19 protein-coding genes and 1 pseudogene are annotated in these 24,782 nt (G+C 39.7%); 6 read left to right on the top strand and 14 right to left on the bottom strand.

Features of this window, described 5'->3' with window-relative positions; all coding sequences use genetic code 11:
* Positions 1–75 precede the first annotated feature (75 nt).
* A complete protein-coding gene (locus H3V00_RS05080; RefSeq protein WP_174833757.1) occupies positions 76–234 on the bottom strand; it encodes a hypothetical protein in 159 nt (52 codons plus the stop codon).
* Between the two features lie 138 nt (positions 235–372).
* Between H3V00_RS05080 and rimL the strand changes: the two genes are divergently transcribed.
* Entirely contained in the window at positions 373–924 is a 552-nt protein-coding gene (gene rimL / locus H3V00_RS05075; RefSeq protein ID WP_086309040.1) for a 50S ribosomal protein L7/L12-serine acetyltransferase, read from the top strand.
* Positions 925–955: 31 nt separating this feature from the next.
* Here the strand turns inward: rimL and H3V00_RS05070 are convergent, their stop codons facing one another.
* The 3 genes and pseudogenes from H3V00_RS05070 to H3V00_RS05060 form a co-directional block, all read right to left on the bottom strand.
* Complete coding sequence (locus H3V00_RS05070; protein ID WP_198206896.1) at positions 956–2,050, bottom strand: SIR2 family protein; 1,095 nt, start codon at positions 2,048–2,050, stop codon at positions 956–958.
* Positions 2,051–2,890: 840 nt separating this feature from the next.
* Complete coding sequence (locus H3V00_RS05065; protein ID WP_198186258.1) at positions 2,891–4,030, bottom strand: MFS transporter; 1,140 nt, start codon at positions 4,028–4,030, stop codon at positions 2,891–2,893.
* 355 nt (positions 4,031–4,385) lie between these two features.
* Positions 4,386–4,472, bottom strand: a pseudogene (locus H3V00_RS05060) (ATP-binding protein); the annotation flags it as partial.
* 420 nt (positions 4,473–4,892) lie between these two features.
* On the opposite strand from H3V00_RS05060, the gene bla reads away from it, so the two are divergent.
* On the top strand, positions 4,893–5,747 hold the full coding sequence (gene bla, locus H3V00_RS05055) for a class A beta-lactamase (protein WP_198186259.1): 855 nt from the start codon (positions 4,893–4,895) through the stop codon (positions 5,745–5,747).
* A 469-nt stretch (positions 5,748–6,216) separates the two neighbouring features.
* Here bla and H3V00_RS05050 read toward each other — a convergent pair whose 3' ends face one another.
* A complete protein-coding gene (locus tag H3V00_RS05050) occupies positions 6,217–7,227 on the bottom strand; it encodes an SDR family oxidoreductase (protein WP_100126227.1) in 1,011 nt (336 codons plus the stop codon).
* 205 nt (positions 7,228–7,432) lie between these two features.
* On the opposite strand from H3V00_RS05050, the gene H3V00_RS05045 reads away from it, so the two are divergent.
* Entirely contained in the window at positions 7,433–8,038 is a 606-nt protein-coding gene (locus H3V00_RS05045) for a TetR/AcrR family transcriptional regulator (protein WP_025331106.1), read from the top strand.
* Between the two features lie 423 nt (positions 8,039–8,461).
* On the opposite strand, the gene H3V00_RS05040 is transcribed toward H3V00_RS05045, so the two are convergent.
* The 4 genes from H3V00_RS05040 to H3V00_RS05025 form a co-directional block, all read right to left on the bottom strand.
* Positions 8,462–10,219 (bottom strand): ABC transporter ATP-binding protein, encoded by a 1,758-nt coding sequence (locus H3V00_RS05040; protein WP_198206897.1) that lies wholly within the window; start codon positions 10,217–10,219, stop codon positions 8,462–8,464.
* Entirely contained in the window at positions 10,219–11,970 is a 1,752-nt protein-coding gene (locus H3V00_RS05035) for an ABC transporter ATP-binding protein (protein WP_198206898.1), read from the bottom strand. Before H3V00_RS05035 ends, H3V00_RS05040 begins: the two co-directional genes overlap by 1 nt.
* A gap of 286 nt (positions 11,971–12,256) precedes the next feature.
* On the bottom strand, positions 12,257–14,467 hold the full coding sequence (locus H3V00_RS05030; protein WP_198206899.1) for a cation-translocating P-type ATPase: 2,211 nt from the start codon (positions 14,465–14,467) through the stop codon (positions 12,257–12,259).
* Between the two features lie 38 nt (positions 14,468–14,505).
* Positions 14,506–14,706 (bottom strand): heavy-metal-associated domain-containing protein, encoded by a 201-nt coding sequence (locus H3V00_RS05025; RefSeq protein WP_232335929.1) that lies wholly within the window; start codon positions 14,704–14,706, stop codon positions 14,506–14,508.
* 116 nt (positions 14,707–14,822) lie between these two features.
* Between H3V00_RS05025 and H3V00_RS05020 the strand changes: the two genes are divergently transcribed.
* The 3 genes from H3V00_RS05020 (at position 14,823) to waaA (ending at position 20,260) form a co-directional block, all read left to right on the top strand.
* Positions 14,823–15,230: a MerR family DNA-binding protein gene (locus H3V00_RS05020; protein WP_198206900.1), complete on the top strand. Its 408-nt coding sequence runs from the start codon at positions 14,823–14,825 to the stop codon at positions 15,228–15,230.
* 125 nt (positions 15,231–15,355) lie between these two features.
* Positions 15,356–18,835 carry a chromosome segregation protein SMC gene (smc, locus tag H3V00_RS05015; RefSeq protein ID WP_198206901.1) on the top strand — a complete coding sequence of 1,160 codons (3,480 nt, stop codon included), beginning with the start codon at positions 15,356–15,358 and terminating at the stop codon, positions 18,833–18,835.
* Positions 18,836–18,970: 135 nt separating this feature from the next.
* A complete protein-coding gene (gene waaA / locus H3V00_RS05010) occupies positions 18,971–20,260 on the top strand; it encodes a lipid IV(A) 3-deoxy-D-manno-octulosonic acid transferase (RefSeq protein WP_198206902.1) in 1,290 nt (429 codons plus the stop codon).
* Positions 20,261–20,444: 184 nt separating this feature from the next.
* Here the strand turns inward: waaA and H3V00_RS05005 are convergent, their stop codons facing one another.
* From H3V00_RS05005 to H3V00_RS04985, 5 genes are all read right to left on the bottom strand, one after another.
* Positions 20,445–21,434 carry a sulfatase-like hydrolase/transferase gene (locus tag H3V00_RS05005; RefSeq protein ID WP_198206903.1) on the bottom strand — a complete coding sequence of 330 codons (990 nt, stop codon included), beginning with the start codon at positions 21,432–21,434 and terminating at the stop codon, positions 20,445–20,447.
* Positions 21,435–21,957: 523 nt separating this feature from the next.
* Positions 21,958–22,419: a pilin gene (locus H3V00_RS05000; RefSeq protein WP_025331115.1), complete on the bottom strand. Its 462-nt coding sequence runs from the start codon at positions 22,417–22,419 to the stop codon at positions 21,958–21,960.
* A gap of 147 nt (positions 22,420–22,566) precedes the next feature.
* Positions 22,567–23,028 carry a pilin gene (locus tag H3V00_RS04995; protein ID WP_110414402.1) on the bottom strand — a complete coding sequence of 154 codons (462 nt, stop codon included), beginning with the start codon at positions 23,026–23,028 and terminating at the stop codon, positions 22,567–22,569.
* 150 nt (positions 23,029–23,178) lie between these two features.
* Complete coding sequence (locus H3V00_RS04990) at positions 23,179–23,628, bottom strand: pilin (protein WP_096765601.1); 450 nt, start codon at positions 23,626–23,628, stop codon at positions 23,179–23,181.
* 281 nt (positions 23,629–23,909) lie between these two features.
* Complete coding sequence (locus H3V00_RS04985) at positions 23,910–24,671, bottom strand: hypothetical protein (protein WP_198206904.1); 762 nt, start codon at positions 24,669–24,671, stop codon at positions 23,910–23,912.
* Positions 24,672–24,782: the final 111 nt, after the last annotated feature.

The following is a 24,782-nucleotide window of genomic DNA, read 5'->3' as shown; positions in this document are numbered from 1 at the left end:
TTCTATAGCTGAAAATAAAGCACTAAAATTTAAATATTTTATTCATTGGCACTTTAATTAATATGGTTTAGCAGATTAATTTATTCGTAATTTATAAAATTCATCAGTTTCGGCAAAACGTACCTCTGGCAATGCATCATTTTTAGCTTCTTCCAGAATATTTTGTAACTCTGTAATCGGTTGCTGGCTTCGATTCAGAATATCCATAGCAGGGTCACATATTTCCAGTAACATGGTTTGAATATTTTTACGAATATCATAATAAAAAATTATTCCATATCTCCACACTAATTCATAAAGTAACTTGTTTCTAACATATACTTCAATTTATATTAACTCAGAATTGGTTATACTCTCTTAAAGGAATAATTAATGACAAATACCAATCAACAAAGTATCTTTGTCAATGAACATATTCATTTAGTGCCATCAGATCGACAATACTCAACTAAGTTATACAATATTATTGATGTTAATCGTGATAGTTTTAGTCAATTTATGGCTTGGCCTAAGTTTGTTAATAATGAAGCAGACACATCAAATTTTTTAGATAATTGTTCAGTCGAGCATCAAAAAGATATTACCAAAACTTATGTAATTTTACTAAATAATAACCCTGTCGGCTTACTGTCTTTCAATCGAATAGATAAAAACAATAAGACAGCCTATATTGGTTATTGGCTCAATAGCCAAGCAGAAGGTAAAGGTGTTATGACACAAGCAATTCAAGCACTTACTCATTACTATGCATCACAAAAAATAATTAAACGATTTGTTATTAAATGCTCAGTGGATAATCCTAAAAGTAATGCGGTTGCTAAACGATGCGGTTTTAGTTATGAAGGAACTCTAAAACAGGCTGAATACTTAAATGGAATTTATCATGATCAAAATATTTATGGTCTAATTTCAACATATATTTAAAATTTTCACCAAGCTGTAACAAAATGATTACTCATTGTCTATAAATATCAGGGATTAAAAACCAGAATCTATATATTTGTACTATTAAACTTAATCTTAAAAAATTAGGACAAATAATCCATTCTGGATATGATTCTCTATCCTTTCTTAAAGCGGAAAGAGCTTCATCTAATTTTATTTCTCCTTGGTTACGTGAATAAAGCTTAATAATTTCATCGAATTGTTTAGGAAACCAATCCCAGACTTTCTTTACCTCTAAGTTTGACAGTTGTGTTAAAAACAATTCAATTGCCGTTTTATGTTTTAAATCTCTATCATCGATATCGGCAACAAGCTCAGATAAATCAATAGGAGCTACATTTAAACTTTCCAGATACTTCCGTTTAGCAAAAGATAAATTCAATGCTCCTACCAGATAAATACGTCGTGCATTGCTTTGAAGATTATCCCTTACCCAGCCTATCCATTGGAGAAAATTCGGATCATCTCCAGAAAAGCCTATCAGACATAATTCGTTTTCTAAAAACACCTGCCGGACAAAATTAACAAAAATGCCGTATTTCTGCGGATAATGACGGTAATCTTCCTGGGTAAAAATCAAATCGCTACTGAGATTAATTGTGCCATGTAATTTTACAATCCGGGGAGAATAACAACAGGCTAAATCCTCCTGTTTATTGACAATATCATAGATAGGTTCATGTATATCTCTAGCCGCACGCTCCAGCAATGTATCCCAGTTTGTGGTTAATACTTCAGTCCAGGGTAAGGTTAATAACTGCTGATAAAGCTCTGCCGGCTGCCATATCTCATCATCAATTTCATTTTTCAATAAATCATATAGCGTCTGCTTACCAAAGTAATCCTGATATATCTGTGCCAGACGTAAAGCATCTGTATGCTCCTCCTCTCCAAGTTCTTGAACAATTTTTTCAGCCAAATTTGCCCAAACTGGCATTTTCTTATTGATATCCTGTGTTGTAGCTGCACTGCGGCTAAAGCCCGCCCCAACCATAATGGCTACCCCATGACCATAATCTTCACTCTGCCACAATGCCTGTGCCAGCTTTTGAATTAAGGGATAATCAGTTATTTCTGTTATTTTGGTTATTTCTGTTTTAGTCATAGTCTGCTTCCCCCTGAGAAATCAATTAATACATTGAGAAACCATGTTGGACATTTTCTGTTAAGTGAATTTACTGCTAGTTCAGCAAAATAGCTGCTGTAAATTTCAAAACTGACTTAATCAAACAAACACGGCTTATCTATAGTGTAATCAGCATCAATAAAGTGTAATTTTACTCTAAAAAACACTGTTATAGCTGTCAATATCCCTATTCCGGCTGCTTGAATTTAACATGGGTTAGCAGAAGCTAAGAAATAATTTCGAGCTTGCATAAACAAGCTTAGTTTTAAAAAAATTAAGCATCGCAATCAAACTGGTTATTAGTAAAAATCCTCGGTGTTATACTAAAACCCTGATTAATATCCGCTTAAAAATCATCATTATAGTTAAATACTGCCTTATGCAATAATTTAAGCAACTGATGCTCTGGCAGTGTTAATCCTCTGCTGGTTTCCAGCTTAACTATAATTTGATTTAATGTCTGAATTAATCGACCCATTTCTGGAATTAACGATGGCATGGGGCTGGTCATATGCCCTGGATACGTTGGGTTTGCTCAATGAGACCAAATAGGAATGATAGTATTTTTTACATTATCAATATAGGATTCGATACTTGCGGGCGTTTCAGGAATGATTAAAGTCGAAAAGATATTATCTGACTCTTCTTTTTTGTTATAAGAGTTAGCCACATCTTTTTGCTCAGTAAATTTCCTAATACGCTAAATAATTTATTGCTGCAAATAAGTAACGGACGGTTCAAATAATTTTTTTGATAGAAAAATTTTGTTGATTGAATGTCATCGTGTTACTTAATGTTTTAATAGCTATAGCGTTAATGCTAATCGGACTGATTTTGGACGACTCTGGTTGCCAAAAATGCGGCAAAAAAAGCAATCGCAACAGAACCAGTGATTATGACAAAATATCCCCACTTTTGAGCAAAATAAAAACTTAAGGATGTAACGATTAAATCAAACCCCCCCAAAATTGCCATCTGAGCATTGGCGGCTGTAGTCGGTGCTACACTACTGGCAGCATTATCCAAAATAATGGTATATAGGCAGGTACGAACAAACTGCAAACTAACAAAGTACGGGAAAAATGAAAAATAAACTAACAAGGCATTATTATGACCAAGCGAGATAGGGATAAATGACAATAAACAGCAAGCATGGAATATAATAGAAAACGACAAGCTTTGTTTCCGGGTCAATTTTCTAAGCTGACGAATACCAACGTAAATAGTTATCACCAAAATCATCGTACCGAATAATTTTAGCAAAAGGGCAGTATTAGCTAACGACCAGCCGCTATCAAGCAGCGCTAGAGGCATCAGATTATAAGAGGGAGAACTGCCAAAAGAGATAATAACCAGCAAAGCACACCAGCTTTTCTTTCCCTCCCAGACTGAAACAATATTCTTCCAATAATTTTTGTCAGTAGTCTCAGAAATACGACTGTTTTTACTGAACTTATACTCATTAAAAAACCATATTTGCCTCCATGGAAATAAAAATGCCAAAAACCCAGAGAGAAAAATTATACAGACACTCCAGCTTGTGTAAGAATATAGCACCAACACAATGGCCCCACCGATAATATTGCCGTACATAAAACCGCTAACATCTAGACTAGCAATAAGACCTCTCTCATGCTCTTCAGAAATGTTGCTGGTTAAGTTTGCCAACGCCAAATCTTGCGTGAGGATAATAAATGAAAAAAATAAAATGGCCAACAAAACTAATAAATAATTATTAACCGGATCAATAAAAGCAATCGCAAATAAACCCAATATCATCAAAAATTGCGCAATCAACAGCCAGTTCCGATAATGGCCTGAAGATGTTTTTAAATATTTATCAATAAACGGCGCCCATAACACTTTAAAGCTAAGTGGCAAAGACATGAGTGGAATAAGGCTTAATTTATCCAGCGCAATACCTTTATTGCGTAAAATTAAAAACAAACCACCAGCCAAAAATCCAGAGCCAATATACCTCGTGTAATATAAAGTGCTTTTAATTTTCTGTATAGATACTTTACGATTGCTAACAATAATTAAAAAGCTCTACGATCACTTATTTTCAAAGGATTAAGCCATATTTGCTTGCTACGTCATGACATGGTTGATCATATAAAATACCCATTAAGTCGAAAGTATTTATTAGTTTTCATCCAGCCTGAGCATAAATACATGTGCGGTTCAAAATAAAACGTAGATTAAAGTGTGCAAAATCTGAGTAGTTATCAATGTTAATGTAAAAATATACCAAAGTGCTAGAGCGAAAATAAACCACTTTTAATGGCATATAAATATATTATCTATCTTTAATTTATGAAGTATTTTTAAACCGATAAGAATCATTGCCTGTTTCAGCCATATCACAATGATGAACCAGTCGATCCAGAAGCGCATTAGTAAATGTTACATTTTCATTGTCGTAAGAATTTCGTATATCCTTATCAAATTTATATTATTTAGACTAAATATCATTTACATGAGCTAAACAAACCTCTGCTTTTTAAATAAAAATATTTTGTATAATTTTTTTTGTTAATGATCTCTCAAAGGACTTAATCAGGCAAAAACAGTGTTGAGTTGCTAAAATTTTGTGAATAATAAATACATTGTATTTTACCACCAATATATCATTAAAATACTAAAGCAGCCCTAAGGCTGCCTTCATACTTGAAGCAAAAATTAAGATGTCATTAATTGAACTATAAATTCAAGTATAGCTAAAAATAATCAGTTATCACTATTAGTTTATTTTTTTGTTGTTCATCATTCAATATGCTATTATATAGCTATAAAAATCAAACTTTAACAGGGCGTCTATATGCGACATTTTCGTATATTTCTTATTCTTTTACTTTCTACACTTTGTTTGCCAGCATTTGCTGTACCAACGACCCTAGATAAAATTAAAGAAATTGAGAGTCAACTTAATGCACGTGTCGGCTATGCGCAACTTGATTTCAGTAATGGTTTACTCATTGAAGGTTATCGATCCCAAGAACGGTTTCCGATGATGAGTACTTTTAAAGTTTTACTCTGTAGTGCAGTGTTGTCACGTGTTGACTCAGGATTAGAGCAACTTGATCGCCGCATACGCTATCGCCAGAGTGACCTGATTGAATACTCACCGATTACTAAAGAACATCTCTCTGAGGGTATGACCGTAGCTGAGTTATGCAATGCTACCATAACAATGAGTGATAATACCGCTGCTAACTTACTATTGTCTTCAATTGGTGGGCCAAAAGAATTAACCAAGTTTTTGCGCAAAGTAAATGACCAGACTACCCGCCTCGATCGCTGGGAACCAATGTTGAATGAATCCTTACCTGAAGACGAACGTGATACGACCACTCCTGAAGCGATGTCAAAAACATTATTTACATTATTAACAGGAAAGGCGCTTACGGCAAGCTCTCAACAGCAATTAATCAATTGGATGGAAGCAGATAAAGTAGGCGATCCTCTTTTACGCTCTGTACTTCCTAAGGGTTGGTTTATTGCTGATAAAACGGGAGCAGGTGAACAGGGCTCTCGTGGTATTGTCGCAGTATTGGGACCTGATGGAAAACCTTCTCGTATCGTCATTATCTACTTAACTGGAAGCAGTGCAACTATGGATGAGCGAAATAAACAGATAGCAGAGATAGGCGCTTCACTGATACAGTACTGGTAACAAAAATCTAACACTCTTCCCAACTGCAACAAAATCAGCTTTTGGCACAGACTGTTTGAAAACTCAGTTATCTACTGATGCAAGCTTTATCAATATTTTTCTACTTGCGTTGCATACCAATGGTTATACGTATATTTTATAAATAAACACTAAAAAAAGTAAAAAATAATTTCTGAATCTGTTTGGGGATGTTTTTGATCTCTTTATGGGACATTTTATTACAAACCTCAACGTGACAAAGATTAATTATGTCCAGCGATTGCTATTTTTAATCCTGTAGAGAGCGGGATTAAGCATATCAATACCAGGATTGCTGAAAAAGTAAATGGGTAACCATCGCTATTTGGTAAGGGTTGATTAACCGTGAAGCAAGACATACGGTTTGTACAAACTGGTCCTAATACAGCCCCAAAATTGGTAATAGACGAGAGATGAACCCAACAGAAATAATATAGTACCTAATAATTTATTAAGAAATGTAATTATTTTCTTTGTACCAAGTGACAACATCTGTAAACGTTTCATCTAAAGGTCTAAATTGACAGCCTAATTCCTTAGCGCTCTTTTCATGACTAAAATGTGTGCGCTTGTATTCATTTCCGATCAAATTCACGGACGAATAACTTAATAAAATAGGTTTACGTGTAAATACGTGATAAATTTCCTGCCCCATTGCAATAGCCTTTAATAACCATAAAGGGATAAGCTTAGTTGGCATTTTTACACCCGTGCTTTTTTCAAGTAATTTAAAAATATCCTTCATTTCCATATAACACCCTGCTGCAAGATACTTTTCACCACTTCTACCTTTTTCTAAAGAAGCAATATGATGTTCTGCAACATCCCTAGCATCAACGACTGAAAAACTTGCAGGTAATACACCTGGCATTTTTCCAGCAACATAATCTAATACTAATTGCCCAGATGAAGTTGGTCCCATATCAAAAGGACCGTACATCCAACCAGGTAATACAATGGTTATAAACATATCAGGATGATTACTTAAAAACTCTTTAACTTTTTCTTCTGCTAAAATTTTACTTTTATAATAATTATCACTACCCTCTACAGGGCGTTGCATGGTTTCATCAATTAACTCCTCTTCTTTACCACACAAAGTTGCAATAGATGAGGTATAAACTGCCTTACGGATTCCTGCTGCATAGGCTGCTTCTAATATTTGTTCTGTACCCTTTACGTTCGTATTAAAAAGTTCATCCCAATGCTTGCCACCTTTATAATTATCTCTAAAAAAAGCCGCACAATGAAATAAAGCATCACATCCTTTTAAATGCGCAGTAAAGCCTTTTATGTTTAACATATCTCCCTCAATTATCTCAACTAAAGGACTATGAAATTGCTTTTTAGCTTTTTCTACCGACCTTGCCAATACTTTTACTTTAATATTGCGATCAATCAAAATTCTTACAATACTACTGCCTAATAATCCTGTTGCACCTGTTACAAACACTACGTTCATTTCTAAAATCCTTATTAAATAGCCCTAGTTCGGCACAAGTAAAATACCAGACAGAATTCAAATACCAATTGGTATCTCAAAAAATATATGTTATTCTAATCTTTTAGAAATGGCAATATTTATTAATCAAATAATTTATCGTTTTTAAAACAGTTTTAAAGTGTATAAATATTTGGAATACATGAAGTAGCGAAGTATATAAAGTATGCAAAGAAAAACGAGAGCACAGCAACAGCAAGAAACTAAAGAAATGTTATTTGCAGCTGCAATAGAACAAATTATTAAATTTGGTTTTGATAAAACAAGCATTAACTCGATAAGTGAAGGCGCAGGTTTTTCAAAAGGTGCTTTCTTCTCAAATTTTAAAAATAAATACGATTTATTACTACAACTCACAGAAAAACTTAAATCAGAAGAAAGGTTAAGCTTAAAATCAGCGCTTGCTATTGATAATGAAAATAATACCATCTCGATAAATGGATTAAACAGCTATGTTGATCAAATAAAAAATAACACCATTTGTGTTATTTTAGACATAGAAATGCAGCTTATTGCCAGCAGAGATCAAAACTTCAAACAGTACTACAACCAACTGCAACGGGAAAACAATAAATCGCTAGGTGAAATCATATGCGCTGTTTTCAAATCAGAAGGAGTACAACCCTCTTTACCTAATGAATCTTTAGCTCAAATATTTATAGCCCTCACCGAAGGACTGATCTTACAAAATGCCAGCAATCCTGGTGAGCAAATTAAGCATGTACTTTACTCACTAATCGAAAAAGAAAAATATGCTATTAAAACTCTCTAATATAGACACTAAAAGAGCATCGATATTCCGTTGATATTTCCTTAAAGCATGTCATATTTAAATCTTCACTACCATAGTGCCTTCAGTTACTCTGCGAATGGATAAGGTAAACTCATCATCAATTCAATATGCGCATGGAATTTTAACCGTAGATAGTTTTTTGATCGTTGTGAGCTCTTACCTAGACGTTAATAAAAGAAGGAATACTCGGATAGATAAGAAATAAACCAATCTGGTCTGAAAAACCATTATCAACAAACAAATAAACGATAAAGACAATATCCTCTTTTGCATATCAAACTTACAATAAGGAATTTTCTAAAAATTTACTACCCAATTTCAAAGTCAATAAGCAAACGACTAAGAATATTGCAAAACATTAAGTTGTATAACTTCATAATTTGCAGAAGGTAGCAGATGAGGTTAATTTTGCTGGAGATGCCAAAACTCCTTATAAATCCCATTTTGTTGCAATAACTGCTGATGAGTACCACTTTCCACTATTTCGCCTTTATCAATTACTACAATTTGCTTAGCTCCGATGATAGTTGAAAGCCGATGGGCAATAACTAATACTGTTTTCCCTTGTACGAGCTTATTAATCACCTTTTGCACTGCCAGTTCATTCTCAGTATCGAGAGCGGCAGTTGGCTCATCGAGGATAAGAATAGGTGCATTTTTCAAAATGGCTCTGGCAATAGAGATACGCTGCCTTTCCCCACCAGAGAGACTTTTGCCAATATCATTCAGTTGTGTTTGATAACCGTCGCGGAAATTCTGGATAAATTCGTGGCAATTTGCTTGTTTACAAACTTCGATGACTTCCTCGTCACTAGCGGATAATTTTGCCATTCTGATGTTATTAATAATGGTATCCTGAAACAAATAGACATCCTGAAATACGACAGAGACTAGACTCATTAACTGACTCTGAGACATATCTCGTATATCGATACCACCAATTTTAATACTGCCTGATATTACATCAGCAAACCGGAGAATAAGCTTGGTTATTGTAGTCTTACCGCAGCCACTGGCACCGACCAGAGCGGTTAATGCTTTTTCTGGGATATGAAGGGATATATTCTTAAGTACGTACTTGTCCTGACCCCGGTACGAAAAGTTAACTCTTTCAAATTCAATATTATAGTGCTCAGGCATAATCTCTGCCTTTTTTTCAGGTAATGACGGTGCATTCAACAGTTCCTGCAATTTTTCATACCCTATAACCAATGATTCAAGCATCGATGACATTTGTACAAAAAAGTTTAATACATCTGTGGAACGGGCAACGATTAATAACACGCAGGCTAGCAAGAGGTAAGAAATGGTTGCAGCATTCACCAAATACGCACCTAACGAGATGATAAGGATTAAACCAGCTTGAATCACGATGGTTATAATTAAATTAGGTTTTTCCCCTTTTTTCGTGCCAATGCGCAGTATATTTGCTACATCTGTTGTCACCTTAACAAATTCTGTCATCTTTTCTTCGGTTTGACCTGTCGATTTTAATACATCAAGTCCTTGTACAAACTCGACAGCTTCACCTTTTAATTTTGCATTGGCCTCTGCCAGAATGCTAAAACCTCTACGATAGGCCTTCCTGCGCCACAGATAGAGTGGAATTGCCATTGGAAAAACCAAGAGCATCATCAAAGAAAGTTGCCAGCTGTAAAATAACAAGGCAATTGCAGCTGACAGTGGTATAACCACGCCGGTAATGATGATATTGAGTAGCATAAATGTAAATACTGCCGCTTCATTTACGCTTTGCATCATAAGGTGATTTATTTCGCCAGATCTAAACTGACTTAAATAATCTAAGGAAATATTACGTAACTTATTGCCTAATTTTTCCCTTAGCTCGGTAACGGCTAAGGTCGAATAACCATCCGCATCATAGCGTTCACAAAGCACCTTAAAAATAAAACTACCCGCCAGTAGAACAACGACAATAATTAAATGAGTGAGTGTTGCAGTAATATTTTTGGCTTCTAGCGCAGCAAATAAGGGATATAGTAAAACCAGCGAAATGCCAAACAGACAAGAGGAAATCACAGTATAAATCAGACTGCGGATCAATATTTTCTTTTGCTTACCTGCCGCATTAATTAAGCCAGTATACGTTGTCAGCAATGATTTTGTTGTGCGTGTGTGTGTATTAAGATACTCTTTCATCACTTTTCTCCATCAGCCAAATTATTGACTGGAATCGACCAACTTTTTGCTTTGTTATACTCTTGCCACAACAATTTATAGTCACTAGAATTTTTGATTAAATCATTATGTGTCCCATGAGTTTTAATCATCCCTTTATCCAATAATATTATTTGGTCGGCATTGACAATCGTCGATAAGCGGTGAGTTACCATAATGACAGTTTTATTTCTATCAATTAAACGGTTAAAGGCTTTTAACAACAAAGCTTCATTTCGGGCATCAGAAAAAGCCGTCGGTTCATCTAAAATAACGATTGGTCGATTTTGCAGAAAAACCCGGGCAATGGTGATTCTCTGTTTCTGACCACCTGATAATAGCTGCCCTCTTTCTCCTGCCAGAGTGTTATACTGTTCAGGAAGTGTCAGAATGAAGTCGTGAATTTCAGCTTTTTTGGCGGCTTCAATAACGTCATCGTCAGAGATACCGTTTAACCCATAGCGTATGTTATCTGCGATCGAACACGAGAATAAAAAATTATCCTGAAAGACAAATGAAATTCTCGACATAAGTTCAGCATATTCAATATCTTTTATATTCACGCCACCTAAAGTTATCGTTCCAGAGGTTGTATCAAGAAAGCGAGGAATGAGATTAGCCAGCGTTGTCTTGCCAGAACCAGATGTACCTATAAGAACAGTAAATGAATTTTCAGGAATTTTGATATTGATATTGGATAAAACAGTGCCAGAATTCTGGTAAGAAAACCCAACGTTTTTAAAAATAATCTCATTATTGTCAGGTAATAGCGGGTTGGTGGGAGCCTTTAAAATTGGCAGATTTTCAACTTCAAATATCCTTTCTATTGCTGCTTTTGACTTTTGTAATATCTGAAACAGGCTCATCACAGGATAAACACTTTCTGCAATACCGATCGCCAGCAATAAAAAACAGAACGTCGTGATAAAAGAGATTTGGTCATTTAGCTGGGCTATGCTCGATCCAACAACTAATATGATACTCATCGGCATAGCAGAGAAAAGGCTGCGGGCAATTTTTGTAGACAATCGCATAGATTGCAACCAATGAAAGACCACCTGACTATAATTTTCCAGCGCTTTTTGATATTGACCGAATGCCCCCTCCCCGGCATCAAATGTTCTTACTGCACTCATTCCCTGAATATATTCAATGATTTTACCGTTGATTTGAATAGTTGCATTGTTATAGCTTTCCTTTAAAAGCTTAGCTTTTTTCATGATAAAACTCAGCAGCAGAAAAGTAACTAAAGTGATTGCAAATACAATGCTTGCAAAGACCCAATTAAAGATAAATAAAACGAGTAAGGTAAAAATTGGGGTAACGAATGCCTCAGCTTTTAAAGGCGGAGCATCAGCCACAAAAGCATGTAATTCTTTAATATCATCAATTAATGTTTTAACAAGATTCCCACTGCCCATGTTTCTAACCGTTTCAATCGGCAATTGATTGATTTTTTTGATAAGCCTGGTTCGTAATATTTCTTCTAGTTCAAATGCCGCATAGTGAGATTTATCGTGGGCATAAGTTCTCAGCGTATAAAAAAGAATGCTCAGCACAAGCAGAGAGAGAATGGGCAGTCCTGGGAAGACACTGGCATCCAACATTAATTGGTACAGGACCCAGATCAACATTAGCCAGATACTCAGTTTAAGCACCTGAGCAATTGATGCCAAAAATATAGAATAAGATACTTTATTCTTTACTGGCAGAAATATATCCGTATGATTCATAATAAAGTTTCTCCTTAGCCCATATCTATCATGCAATAAGAAAATCCGAATAGAAAAAAAGCTGTTTTTTTCTGATTATTCGTTAAGTTATGATTCTTTTAAATCATATATTCGGCAATTGATTATCATCTGATAAATTATTTACAATCAGACAGATAAAAAAATACATTGCCAAAGTAGACTACTACTTTAGTTGCAGATTTTTTGGTAGGGTTAAGAAACTGATATTTTTATTTTTATTGTTATGCAGGCAGCGATTTATCTGCCTGCACAGAAAATTTATTATTCAGTCCAGCCTGCTTTTTCGCAGTCGCAAAGCATTAAGCAATACTGAAATCGAGCTCATCGCCATTGCCGCTCCGGCGATAACCGGGCTGAGCCAGCCAATTGCAGCCAGCGGGATACCGAGAATATTATAGAAAAAAGCAAAAAACAGGTTTTGTTTAACAACGCGTACAGTAGCGTGAGCCAGAGCCAGCGCATCGGCTACCTGAGTCACCGAATGGCGCATCAGCGTAGCTGAAGCAGTATTGGTGGCCACATCTGCCCCGCCATACATGGCAAAGCTGACATCCGCCGCGGCCAGTGCCGGCGCATCATTGATACCATCGCCGACCATCGCTACCACCTTGCCTTGCTGCATCAGCGCTCTCACCGCTTCGGCCTTGGCACGCGGATTCATTTCTGCCTGATAATAGCTGATACCCAGTTGTTTGGCAATGTATTCAACTACACTGTGCTGGTCACCACTCATAATATGAATATCAATATTTTGCTGCTGTAAACGTTTAATTGCACTGGCAGTATCTTCTTTTAAGGCATCAGCAATGGCAAATGCACCTGCTATTTCATTATTAATAGCGACAACCACAATACTGGCAATCTGCCAGATTTCCTGCTGCTGTAATTGCCCGGGTATGCTGAAACTGCACCAGGCAGGATTGCCAACTTTTACCGCGCCATACCCGTCTACCTGCGCCTGTGTACCCTGCCCGATTTCGCTGTGGCTATTGCTGGCGGTCAGTACCGGCAGGTTTTGCTGTTCAGCAGCCTGAATCACTGCTTGCGCCAGCGGATGAGTGGTGAGCTGTTCAGCGGCAGCAGCCAGCTGCAGAATAGTTTGCGCCTCATACTGACAAGCGGGATTTCGCCACTGAGCAACAATCTGGGGTTTGCCTTGAGTAAGGGTGCCGGTTTTATCCAGTACAACCGTATTGACCTGACTGGTACGCTCAAGTGAGGCTGCATCTTTAAACCATACTCCGTACCGCGCCGAGCGCCCCATACCCACCATCATCGCCGCCGGTGTGGCCAGACCCAGCGCACACGGACAGGCAATTACCAGTACGGCTACGCCGCGGGTCACTGCTTCGTTAAAATCACCACCAAACCACCAGTTTAGAATAAAAGTTAATACGGCTATGGCAACTACGGCAGGCACAAATACCATGGATACTTTATCAGCCAGCCGTGCAATCGGCGCTTTACTGCCCTGTGCCTGCGCCAGTGCCTGCATCATGTCACCCAGCAGAGTCTGGCTGCCGAGGGTCTGTGCCTGATAGGTGATACTGCCGTTGCTCAGTAATGCACCGGCAAGTACTTTATCACCAGCCTGTTTCAGTAATGGTTTAGATTCACCGGTGAGATAGCTTTCATCACACCATGCTTCACCACTGTGCACAATGCCATCGGCAGCGATGCGGTTGCCGGCATTAGTTTGCAGGATGTCACCTTTCTGTATCTGGCTGAGCGGTACTTCCTGCCAGCCGTTGTCTGTTTGTCTGCGCACCATTTTCGGGGTCAGTTGCAGCAGCATGCTCATGCTGTTGAGGCTTTGCTTTTTAGTCCGCTGTTCCAGATATTTGCCCAGCGAAACAAAGGCAATTACCATCACGCTGGCTTCGAAATAGATAAACTGATGCGCATCATGCTGATGATTAAACAGCATAATACTGGAATAGAGCCAGATAGCGACCGTGCCCAGAGACACGAGTACATCCATATTGGCTACGCCGCCTTGCAGGGATTTAATCGCACTATTGTAAAACGGCCACGCCAGACCAAGCTGGATAATCGAAGCGAGAACAAACTGCCACCATGGCGGCAGCATCCAGTGCTGTCCCAGCAGCATGCCCAGCATACCGATAACAAAAGGCAGAGCAATGATCCAGATAACTGCCAGACGCCACGGTATCGCTGTCGTTTTATGCTCCTCATTCTGCATTTCAGCCAGTGCTTCGATACTGGCACTGGTTACGGCTGTGGCTTTAAATCCGGTTTTTGCCACTATCTGAACTATATCGTCTGTACTCAGCAGCTTACTGTCAAAACAGGTTTGTAATTCATCACTGGCAAAGTTTACATCGGCAGCAATAATACCCTGCTGCCGGCGCAATACTTTTTCTATGCGGTTGGCACAGGCCTGACAGTCCATGCCCTCAATGGCAAAGCGCGCTGTTTCGGCTGTATTGCCGTTAGTGTGCTGAGTTTGTTCCATGGTTCTGTCCTTCTGTTGTCCAGCCGCATATCTGAGGATTAAACTACATCAAAACCGGCAGCTTCAACCGCGGCTTTGAGGGTATCTACATTAGTAAGGCTGTCGTCAAAGCCGATATCGGCAATACCGGTTGCAAAATTAACCGCCACAGTTTCCACACCCGGGCTGCCCTGTAGTGCTGATGTCACACTTTTGGCACAACCTTCGCAGGTCATACCGTCAATTTTAAACTGAACCATTTGCATTTCTGTCTCCTTATGGATTCGGGTTTAATAAAAAGTAGATAAAGTACAGCTTAAACCTTAACACTGTGATAGAGTCAAGCTTTACATATGCAAATTCAGATTTTTATCTTATGAATATCAGTGCCGCAGAAAAATTAACCGGTTTATCCAGTAAAACCATTCGTGATTATGAGGCTGCCGGACTGATTCAGCCTGTACGCCAGAGTAACGGCTATCGCGATTACAGTGAAGCCGATATTGCCACACTGTGCTTTATCAGACATGCCCGCGAAGTAGATTTTTCGCTGGCGCAGATTGCCCAGCTGCTTGTATTACGCAACAATCCGCAGCGCACCAGTGCTGATGTCAAAGCACTGGCAGGCGAGCACATACAGCGTCTTAACCAGAAAATTAATGATTTATCCAGCATGAAAGAGACTCTGGAAAACTGGTACAACCGCTGTGGCGGTGATGCTTCACCACACTGTGCGATTATCGACGGGCTGGATAAGCATGGGTATGCCGGTAATCACAGTTAAACCGGCTCCGGTTTGTGTTATCCGTTCGGGACTGGCTGTTATTCATGGTAACTAAAACTGTCTTTTTACTTAAAACAGGCTAAAATAATCGCTTTTCGGCACTTTTCCCGGGCTTTATTGTTGCTATGCGTCTAACCCATATTAAGCTTTCCGGCTTTAAATCCTTTGTTGATCCCACCACGATTGCAGTACCAGGCAGACTGGTAGCGGTAATCGGGCCAAACGGCTGTGGCAAAAGCAATGTGATTGATGCTGTGCGCTGGGTGCTGGGAGAGGCTTCCGCCCGGCAGTTGCGCGGCGAAAGCATGCAGGACGTGATTTTTAACGGTGCCAATACTCGCCGGCCGGCACCGCGTGCCAGTGTGGAGCTGGTATTTGACAATAGTGACGGCCAGCTTCAGGGAGCATGGGGACAATATGCCGAAGTGGCGATAAAACGCCAGCTGACCCGTCAGGGCGATTCTACTTATTTCATTAATAATCAGGTTGTGCGCCGCCGTGATATTACCGATTTGTTTCTCGGAACTGGCGTCGGTGCCCGCGGTTACGCCGTTATTGAGCAGGGAATGATTTCCCGCATCATTGAAGCACGGCCGGAAGAGCTGCGTGCCCATATCGAAGAAGCCGCCGGCGTGTCTAAATACAAAGAACGCCGCCGTGAAACTGAAAATCGTCTTGCCGATACCCGTGAACATTTACAACGACTGGCCGATTTACAAAGCGAGCTGGATCGTCAGGTAGAAAAACTCCGGCGACAGGCAAATACCGCACAACGCTATCAGGAACTGAAAACTCAGATAGCCGATAAACAGAATTTATTTGATTACAGCCAGTGGCAGCAGGCTCTGCAGCAGGCAGACAGTGCCACAGTACTTTACCAGCAGCATGGCAATGCACAGGAATCACTGAAGCTGCAACTGGAAACACTGGAACAGCAATTACAGCAGCTGCGCGAACAGGAACAGCAACAGCAACAGCGAGTACGCGAAGCTGAAATGCAGCGTGCCGGCCTGCGCGAACAATGGGCACGGCTGGAAGAACAGATTCGCCACCGGCGCGACTGGCAGCAGCGTATTGCTCGTGAACAGACTCAGGCACAAACTGAGCTGCAACGCCTGCACAATGAAAATATTCAGCAACAGCAGCAACTGGAATCGGCCAGTTCAGAGCTGGAAGAACAGCAATTACAGCGTGAAGAATGGGCTTTACAGGCCGCGGAACATGAAGCGCGCATGCCGGAACTGGAAGAACTGGCTCACCAGGGCGAGCGCACCCGTCAGAACCAGCAAAATGAGCTGGCACGTCTGGAACGTGAACTGGCCATCAGACAGCAGCAGTACCAGCATGCGACAGCGGCCATTGCTCAATTGCAGCAGCGCCGGCAGCGTCTGGAAGAAGAATTGACGCAACTGGCCTTACCGCAAAACGGAGAACTGGAAACCGCCCGTGAGACAGCAGCAGAGCTGGAACAGATTGTAACTACGCTGGAAGAGAACCTGCTGCAATATGAACAGCAGCGTGAAAGCGCACGGGAAGCACTGCTTCTGGCTCAGCAACAATACCGGCAGCTGGACAAGCAGCAGCTTACCCTTAGCGCACAGGTAGAAGCGTTAACAGCCATGCTTCCGCAACCTGAGCGCAGCAGTACTGAAAAAGAAACCGATAGTAATATTCCCTTATTATGGCAACATTTGCAGGTTGCCAAAAAATGGCAGCATGCGACAACCGTTGTCCTCGGACACAGACTACAGGCACAGTATACCGAACAGCTGCAACCTGGAGATACTCTGCCAGAACACACAACCGTCTGGGTCAATCAGGCAGCTGAAACCAACCGGCAAAAATGGGCAACAAATGCCCTTTTACAGCATATAGAAGTTCAGGCTCCATTTTCCGAAGCCATACAATACTGGCTCGGACAGGTATTTTGTGCAGAAACACTAGAAGAGGCTTTGCTCGGGCAGACTGATTTACAGGCACAACAGCTTATTATTACTCCTGAAGGGCACTGCATTGATGCCATCAGTGTGACACTATATGCTGAAGATAATGGCACCGGTCTGCTGCAACAGCAGCAGCAATTGCGCGAACAGCAACAGGCACTGCTTGCACTGGAACAACCTTTGCAGCAGGCTGCAGAAACCATGCAGTTGGCACAGCGCAACCTTGAGAATACGGAAGAACGGTTGAATCAGTGTCAGCTACAGCTTAAACAGCAGCAACAGCGCTGGCAGACAGCCTCTGCTCAGGCTACTGAGTTACTGGCACGCACCAGTCAGGGGCAACTGCGGCAGGAACATATTCAGCAGGAAAGCGCACAAATCATCAGTGAGCTGGCGCAACAACAGCATGTGCAGCAACAAACGCAGGCTGATACTGAAAATCTTACACTCGCGGTAGAACAATTGCGTCCGCAATTACAAAATCATACTGCCAGCCAGCAAAACCAGCAGCAAACTTTGAAACAGAGCCAGCTGGCGTTGCTTGAAGCGCGACGGCAGCAGGGTTTGGTAGAAATGGCTATAGTACGCCTGCAACAGCGGATTCAGACTGCCACACAGGAACAGCAGCGTATTGCACGCGAAACGGAACGCTGGCAGGAACGTCAGAGCGAGCTTGCACTCGGTATTGCCGAGCAGGAAATGGAAGACGAACAAACCCTGCAAACTGAAGAACTGAATACCCAAATCGATGCAGCTACTGAACATTGTATAACTGCACAGCAAGTGCTTGCACAGCTCCAGCAACAATTACAGCACATACAGCAACAGCAACACAATCTCAACAGCCAGCTTCCACAATTACAGGCCGATACTCAATCAGCTTTGCTACAGCAACAGGAAGCCTTGCTGAATGCCAGACGTTTTCACGAAACCCTGCAACAGAATCAGGCTGATCTGGAGGCATTAGCCGAACTGTTTAATCAATCACAACAGGCTGTACCGGAATTAAATCAGGAAATTGCGGTACTGGCACAGAAAATCAATGCACTGGGTGCGGTTAATCTGGCAGCATTACAGGAGCTGGAAGAAGCACATGAGCGCGCTGAGTATTATCAGACACAAACAGCGGATGTACAGGCGGCTATTGCGTTACTGGAAGAAGCCATCAGTACAATTGATGAAGAAACCAAAACCCGCTTTAAAACTACTTTTGATGCGGTAAACGAAAAAGTACAAAGCTACTTTCCTACCTTATTTGGTGGTGGTGAGGCCAGATTGGATATAGTCGGTGATGATTTACTCAGCGCCGGCGTATCCATTATGGCACGCCCGCCGGGCAAGAAAAACAGTACTATTCATCTGCTTTCCGGCGGAGAAAAAGCCTTAACTGCCATGAGTCTGGTCTTTGCCCTGTTCAGCCTTAACCCCGCTCCGTTCTGTCTGCTGGATGAAGTAGATGCCCCGCTGGATGATGCCAATACCAGCCGTTTTTGCAATCTGGTTCAGCAAATGTCGGCACAGACTCAGTTCGTGTATATTTCCCATAACCGGCTGACGATGGAAATGGCCGAGCAGCTGGTAGGGGTAACCATGCAGGAAAAAGGTGTTTCGCGTATTGTTGAAGTCAATATCCGCCAGGCACTGGATATGGCTGAAGCTTAAGTGCGCAGATAACAGAATGGCACTAACCGCACAATACAGCCTCTGCTTTTTCAACTCATGCTTGCTGAAGCATTCCTGATAATCAGCTTTTTTTAATTTATAATTCTCTGCAACAGACCATTACAAGCAATACCTATGCTACTGAATTTTTTATACCAAATCTTATGGCAGATAGCACCCCCTTTTTTACGCAGGTATTTACGCCGGCGTGCTGCGCTGGCACCGGCATATGCGCTTAACTGGTCTGAACGTTTCGGCAAACCTTATCCCGATCCGGTAAAACACGGCATCTGGGTTCATGTGGTTTCTGTTGGTGAAACACGTGCTTCATTACAATTTATCCGTGCGCTGCAAAAACATTTTCCGGATAAACCATTATTGATGACGCAAACCACGCCTACCGGTCGTGCCACGGTACAGCATTTTTTTCCTGAAGCACAATGCCGTTATCTGCCCTATGATAAAAAATCCTGGGTTAAACAATTTATCCGGGATCACCAGCCTGTATTCGGCGTATTAATGGAAACAGAAATCTGGCCGAATCTGATTAATGTCTGCGCCGACAATCAGATTCCGCTGTTTATGGCTAATGCGCGCTTATCCGAAAAGTCTCTGCATGGTTATCTGAGAGTACGCTCACTGGTTGCACCGGCACTGGCCACGTTAACCGGCTGTTACACCCAGACTGAGGCTGATGCTCAGCGGCTTAAACAAATCGGTGCTGCCAATATTCAGGTCTGTGGTAATACCAAATATGATATTACTCCGCCGGCAGAAATGGCTGAACTGGCGCAAACATTCAGACAGCGTATTGGCAACAGGCCGGTAGTTGTGTGCAGCAGTACCCGCTTTTACCACGGCACAGACGAAGCTCAGTTACTGCTTGATGCATGGGTAAAACAAAAAACCGGCAATATCCTGCTGATTATCGTTCCGCGTCATACTGAACGCTTTCAGCCAACTTACGAATATGCCGAAAAACTGAATTTTATTACCCAAAAACGCAGTGATAACCAGAATATCGCCGAACAGACTCAGGTCTTGATAGGTGATAGTATCGGCGAACTGTTTGCCTACTATGAATGTGCCGATATTGCCTTTGTAGGCGGAAGTCTGGTCGACAGCGGCTGCCATAATATTATCGAACCGATTGTGTGCAAACTCCCTACTCTGTTTGGTCCTTCTACCTATAATTTTGCCGACGCCGCGCCCAAAGCAATTGCCGCCGGCGCAGCCAGGCAAATTCAGTCTGCAGAAGACTGGGCAGCCACAACGCTGGCTTTGCTGGATGATTCACAGCAAAGAAAGCAGATGTCTGCCAGTGCACAAATCTTTATCCGGCAGCATCAGGGAGCAAGTGAGCGCATGGCACAAATCATTTATGATTGTCTGACCAGACATACCAATAAACCATCAGCTGATTGAATTTAAAAAAAATCAGAGATTTAAAATTGAACTGAGAGCATAGAAAATCTTAGATAAATACTGATTTCTATTAATATTAATTAACAACTTTTATATTTGACCGATAAACTGCATACTGAATTTTCTAAGCAAATAAAAAAAGCCGGACAACAAAAATTCGTCCGGCTTTTTTAATTAAGCTACATTAATGTACACGTACATGAATAAATGGCACAGAATCTTCCTTAAAACTGTCCTTATATTTATCCAGGATAATTGGCGGGCTATGATCACCAACAATCACTATGTCTGTGTCTTTAAAACCTCCGGCCTTAATTTCATTGGCAAGCACAGTAAAAAACTGATGCTGTAAGTTCAGGTTCCGACATGCCTCCTGCCGGCCGTCAAATATCGGCTGTTTACAATCATAAGTATAATTACCAAGTATATCCTTTTCAGAATACGGATGATGAGTGTCGAGTGTCAGCCAATAGATAAATGATTTGCCTTGCGCAGCTTTATTTGCGGCAGACACATCATGCACAATATTATAGTCACAAGCGCCGGGAAATGAATGGCATTGTTTAATATTACTGAATTGCGGGAAAAAACGGGCGTTTTGCAGACCCATATGCGGATACCAGTCTTTACGGTCATACATTTTAGAATATGAACCATGAAAAGCCTGAACCAGATAACCTTCTTTTTGCAGGTGTACAGGAACACATTGTTTGAATTTATCAAACGGACCCAGAACAAAATTAGAACTTTTAGCTTTTAAATCGCATAACTCACGCAGTTCTCCCATAATAGTACTGTGCAGTGCGGGATTTTCTCCCTGTGCAATTAACTGCACATTCGGAATATTCATTAACGGAGCATCAACAGACGGATTAACAGCTCCGTGTTCAGGTATAAACGTTCCCCACGACTCATTTAGAATGAACAATATTTTTTTAGGCGGATTCTGCATATCAATCTGCTTTTGCAATACACCGCCGTGCGGCCAGTCATAAAATTCCGGTTTAACCGTACCTCGCCAGAAAAATTCATGATTGAATTTCAGATTTTGAATCGTTTCATAATAACTTCCCCACCAGCCAGTTGTCTGATAACGATTGGATAGATTGACCCCGCGATAATCAAAGAAGAAAACTGCAAAAATCAGATACAGTATGCCCAATGACCATATCATTCTGCCAGAACATAGCCGGACAATATATTTAAGTATGAGAAACAGACTTATTGCTAAATACAGAACAAATATTGCTATAAATAACCAGTATAATTTCGGGGCATGAGGAATAAAACGTAAAATCTCAATAAACTCGACAATATTATCATAATGATAAAATTGTTTAATCCAGTACAGAATATCAAATATATATACTACCGTGTATACCAGAGCAAACAATATCAGTGACCAGCGCCTGCGCAGAAATATTAAGGGCAAAATCCATATATACTCTAAAACAATAATATATCTTTCAGAGTAAACAAAAATATGAGCCAGCCAGAACAAACCATTGGTTATTATTAAATAAAGTAATAAAAAAATCCAAAATCGTAATGGAAAATAACACTTTAACAGATTTGCTATTTTAATAATTGTTGGAAAATTCTTATCAAAACTCATACTTAATTCGTTTCATATGTATATATGCTTAATGAAAAAAAAGCCGCTACCGCGGCTTTGTATGTATACATTTCCTGAATATTTAGATTGTGAATGCTTTAGGTATATATTTATCAGGCATAGTTGAAGAAGTATTTTTCTTCAGTGAACCATTTTTTAATACATCCAATACTAAGGTCTTAGTAGCAATAGAAGCAGATACTTTGGTTGCGTTTACTGTATATGTAATTGTACAGCCTGTTGCAGCGTTAGCAGAAAGACTGCCGGTTTTAGCAGAACCACCGATTTTTGCTACACCGTATTTACCAGTCTGCTCATCAATGGTGGTATCAAGTGCATTATTGTCACCTGACATACAATTATTATTCTGCAAATTATCGATAATCTGAGTTTTCAGACCAGCAGCAAGGCTGGAAGCCTCTGAAGCCTGAGAACGGGCAATATAATCAGAGTAAGCAGGTACGGCAATTGCAGCAAGAATACCGATAATTGCAATTACAATCATCAATTCAATTAAAGTAAAACCTTTTTGGAATGCTTTCATATTATTCTCCATCTTACAAAACGGTTGAAAATTCATTAATACATCAATTTATATAATACTGGAGCAAATTTCATGCCAAGTTTTAAAATTTAATTATTTTTTAAATACAAAAATGTATCTGTAAGATAATATTTTGATTTTTAAATTTTAAATATTTAGAAATGCTCTTGGAATATATTTATTATTTATGGTTGAAGCACTATTTTTACGTAAGGATCCGTTTTTCAAAACATCCACTACCAATATTTTATTTGCAATAGCAGCAGAGACTTCTGTACTTTTTACTTTATAAGTAATTGTACATCCCGTAACCGAATTAGCCGAAGCCCCTGATGATATTGATGCATTACCACCAATAGTAGCCGTACCGTATTTACCGGTCTGACTCACAACAGAATTGGTTCCCGAATCAAAACATGTATTATTTTGCAGGTTTTCAAAAATTTGTAATTTCAATACCCCTGCCATACTCGAAGCCTCACTAGCTTGCGTACGAGCTATATAATCATTATAAGCAGGAAGCGCTATAGCCGCCAGTACCCCGATTACAGCAATAACGATCATTAACTCAATTAAAGTAAAGCCTTTTTCTAATAGATATATTTTCATTGTCAGACGAAATCAGATATTTAAAGAAATGAAAGCAAAACACATACCATTTTCTTAAAATAACATGTATTTTCGAAAGAATATTAAATCTGTATTATCCAAAATTTTGTATACAGACTCATTTAAATTCAACAATGATGCTGCGGCTGATTAAATAACCAAAGCTTTAGGCAAATACTTTTGTTCTATAGTGCCGTTATTGAGTTTTAATGTTCCGTTCCTCAGTACATCCAATTCGAGATATTTATTTACCAGAACAAATGAAGCATTCTGCGAATATACCGTATATCGAATAGAACAGCCTGTTCTGGCAGTAGCAGAATGCTGAGCATTCACGACAGGAAATTCTGTCGTAATCTCTGCAATTCCGTATTTTCCTTTATAGCTATACTCTGATGGATTTTGTGCCCGGCATTTTTGGTTCTGTAAACTATCTAAAACCTGCGCTTTCAGGTTTCCTGCCAGATCTGCTGCTTCAGCAAGCTGAGCTTTTGCACTGTAATCCAGATAAGCGGGCACGGCAATGGCAGTCAGTATCCCTATTATTGCTATTGCAATCATTATTTCAATTAATGTAAAACCCTGGTGATGTAAACTCATGATGTTTTTAAATGTTTAAATTTGATTGATTTTCCGACTAATTTGCAAATGTAATATTCATTATTATATTTGATTATTCAATACAAAAATTTATTTATTTTGATTAAAAAATCAAATATGTACCTTTATTTCATAATAAATTGATTTATTTGTATATTTTTAATAAATTTTTTGACAAAATTTTTAAATTAAGTTTTTTATTACTAATAGTCAGACAATTATATCCGACGGATATAATTGTAAATCAGATAACTTTGTCCGGACTTACTTAATCTGGAAAATTACAGGTAATATTCCTGCATATACGCCCATACTGCTGCAAGCATAACCATCTGACTGGCCAGATTTCCGGTACCGGCTTCAGAATTAATATAATCAATCTGTTGCCGGGCGGCCCATACTGATAATGAACCATCATCACGAACAGTTTGATTATTCTGTAAAACGACATTGAAATTCCGGCCGGACAAAAACTCAAAAGCTCGCTGGCTGGTAACATAGAAAAAATCATGAGAATCTTTATCGGGGCTGACCGCTACCTGGCTCATCCCTTGCGCCATTGAGCCACCAGGCACATAGTTTCGTATGGATAATCCACTTGGATGATTATTATGCAAAGCAACAATCAATTTGGCGTGAATCATATACTGATTCAGAAAACTGTCGACCTCTTGAGTTAACTCTTCTCGTGCCTGAGCACAATTACCGCGCAGACATTTTAATGCGTTTTTCCGACCGGTTTCAGTAAAAATTCTATTTGGATCAAAGTGATAATTTACATCATTTGTTTGTATTCTGATTTCCCGGCTGCCACCATGGCGAAAATCCAGCAGACAGCCCTGCTGAATCTGGTTTAATGCCATTAATGCGGTCTGACGTGCAGTTTCTTCATTATCATGCACATGCACCCATACAATATGTTGCCATGGTTTACCTGTACAAGTCTGAGTCACCGGCAATAATTTTACTTGTCCGGTTGTATTAAAGGAATTTGAAACAGAATCTTCTGCTTGCGCAGGTAACACACCTGTAATCAATAACAATAAAAAAATATACTGAAAAATATAAAAAGTTGATTTTCTCATTTGGCTGATTATTTTCTGTTTTAATCTCAATTCTTTGTATGTATTTTTATTTTAATAAAGATATGCCTG

The organism is Snodgrassella sp. W6238H11 (assembly GCF_016100525.1).
In the GTDB taxonomy this organism is placed as follows: domain Bacteria; phylum Pseudomonadota; class Gammaproteobacteria; order Burkholderiales; family Neisseriaceae; genus Snodgrassella; species Snodgrassella alvi.
Note: the sequence above shows the minus strand (reverse complement) of the source record. Positions and strands in the feature narration are given on the sequence as shown.

What these genes read in the sequence shown, in the direction of transcription:
- H3V00_RS05080 (WP_174833757.1), bottom strand. Translation starts at nt 234, where the DNA reads ATGTTACTGGAAATATGTGACCCTGCTATGGATATTCTGAATCGAAGC.
- rimL (WP_086309040.1), top strand. Translation starts at nt 373, where the DNA reads ATGACAAATACCAATCAACAAAGTATCTTTGTCAATGAACATATTCAT.
- H3V00_RS05070 (WP_198206896.1), bottom strand. Translation starts at nt 2,050, where the DNA reads ATGACTAAAACAGAAATAACCAAAATAACAGAAATAACTGATTATCCC.
- bla (WP_198186259.1), top strand. Translation starts at nt 4,893, where the DNA reads ATGCGACATTTTCGTATATTTCTTATTCTTTTACTTTCTACACTTTGT.
- H3V00_RS05050 (WP_100126227.1), bottom strand. Translation starts at nt 7,227, where the DNA reads ATGAACGTAGTGTTTGTAACAGGTGCAACAGGATTATTAGGCAGTAGT.
- H3V00_RS05045 (WP_025331106.1), top strand. Translation starts at nt 7,433, where the DNA reads ATGCAAAGAAAAACGAGAGCACAGCAACAGCAAGAAACTAAAGAAATG.
- H3V00_RS05040 (WP_198206897.1), bottom strand. Translation starts at nt 10,219, where the DNA reads ATGAAAGAGTATCTTAATACACACACACGCACAACAAAATCATTGCTG.
- H3V00_RS05035 (WP_198206898.1), bottom strand. Translation starts at nt 11,970, where the DNA reads ATGAATCATACGGATATATTTCTGCCAGTAAAGAATAAAGTATCTTAT.
- H3V00_RS05030 (WP_198206899.1), bottom strand. Translation starts at nt 14,467, where the DNA reads ATGGAACAAACTCAGCACACTAACGGCAATACAGCCGAAACAGCGCGC.
- H3V00_RS05025 (WP_232335929.1), bottom strand. Translation starts at nt 14,706, where the DNA reads ATGGTTCAGTTTAAAATTGACGGTATGACCTGCGAAGGTTGTGCCAAA.
- H3V00_RS05020 (WP_198206900.1), top strand. Translation starts at nt 14,823, where the DNA reads ATGAATATCAGTGCCGCAGAAAAATTAACCGGTTTATCCAGTAAAACC.
- smc (WP_198206901.1), top strand. Translation starts at nt 15,356, where the DNA reads ATGCGTCTAACCCATATTAAGCTTTCCGGCTTTAAATCCTTTGTTGAT.
- waaA (WP_198206902.1), top strand. Translation starts at nt 18,971, where the DNA reads ATGCTACTGAATTTTTTATACCAAATCTTATGGCAGATAGCACCCCCT.
- H3V00_RS05005 (WP_198206903.1), bottom strand. Translation starts at nt 21,434, where the DNA reads ATGATATGGTCATTGGGCATACTGTATCTGATTTTTGCAGTTTTCTTC.
- H3V00_RS05000 (WP_025331115.1), bottom strand. Translation starts at nt 22,419, where the DNA reads ATGAAAGCATTCCAAAAAGGTTTTACTTTAATTGAATTGATGATTGTA.
- H3V00_RS04995 (WP_110414402.1), bottom strand. Translation starts at nt 23,028, where the DNA reads ATGAAAATATATCTATTAGAAAAAGGCTTTACTTTAATTGAGTTAATG.
- H3V00_RS04990 (WP_096765601.1), bottom strand. Translation starts at nt 23,628, where the DNA reads ATGAGTTTACATCACCAGGGTTTTACATTAATTGAAATAATGATTGCA.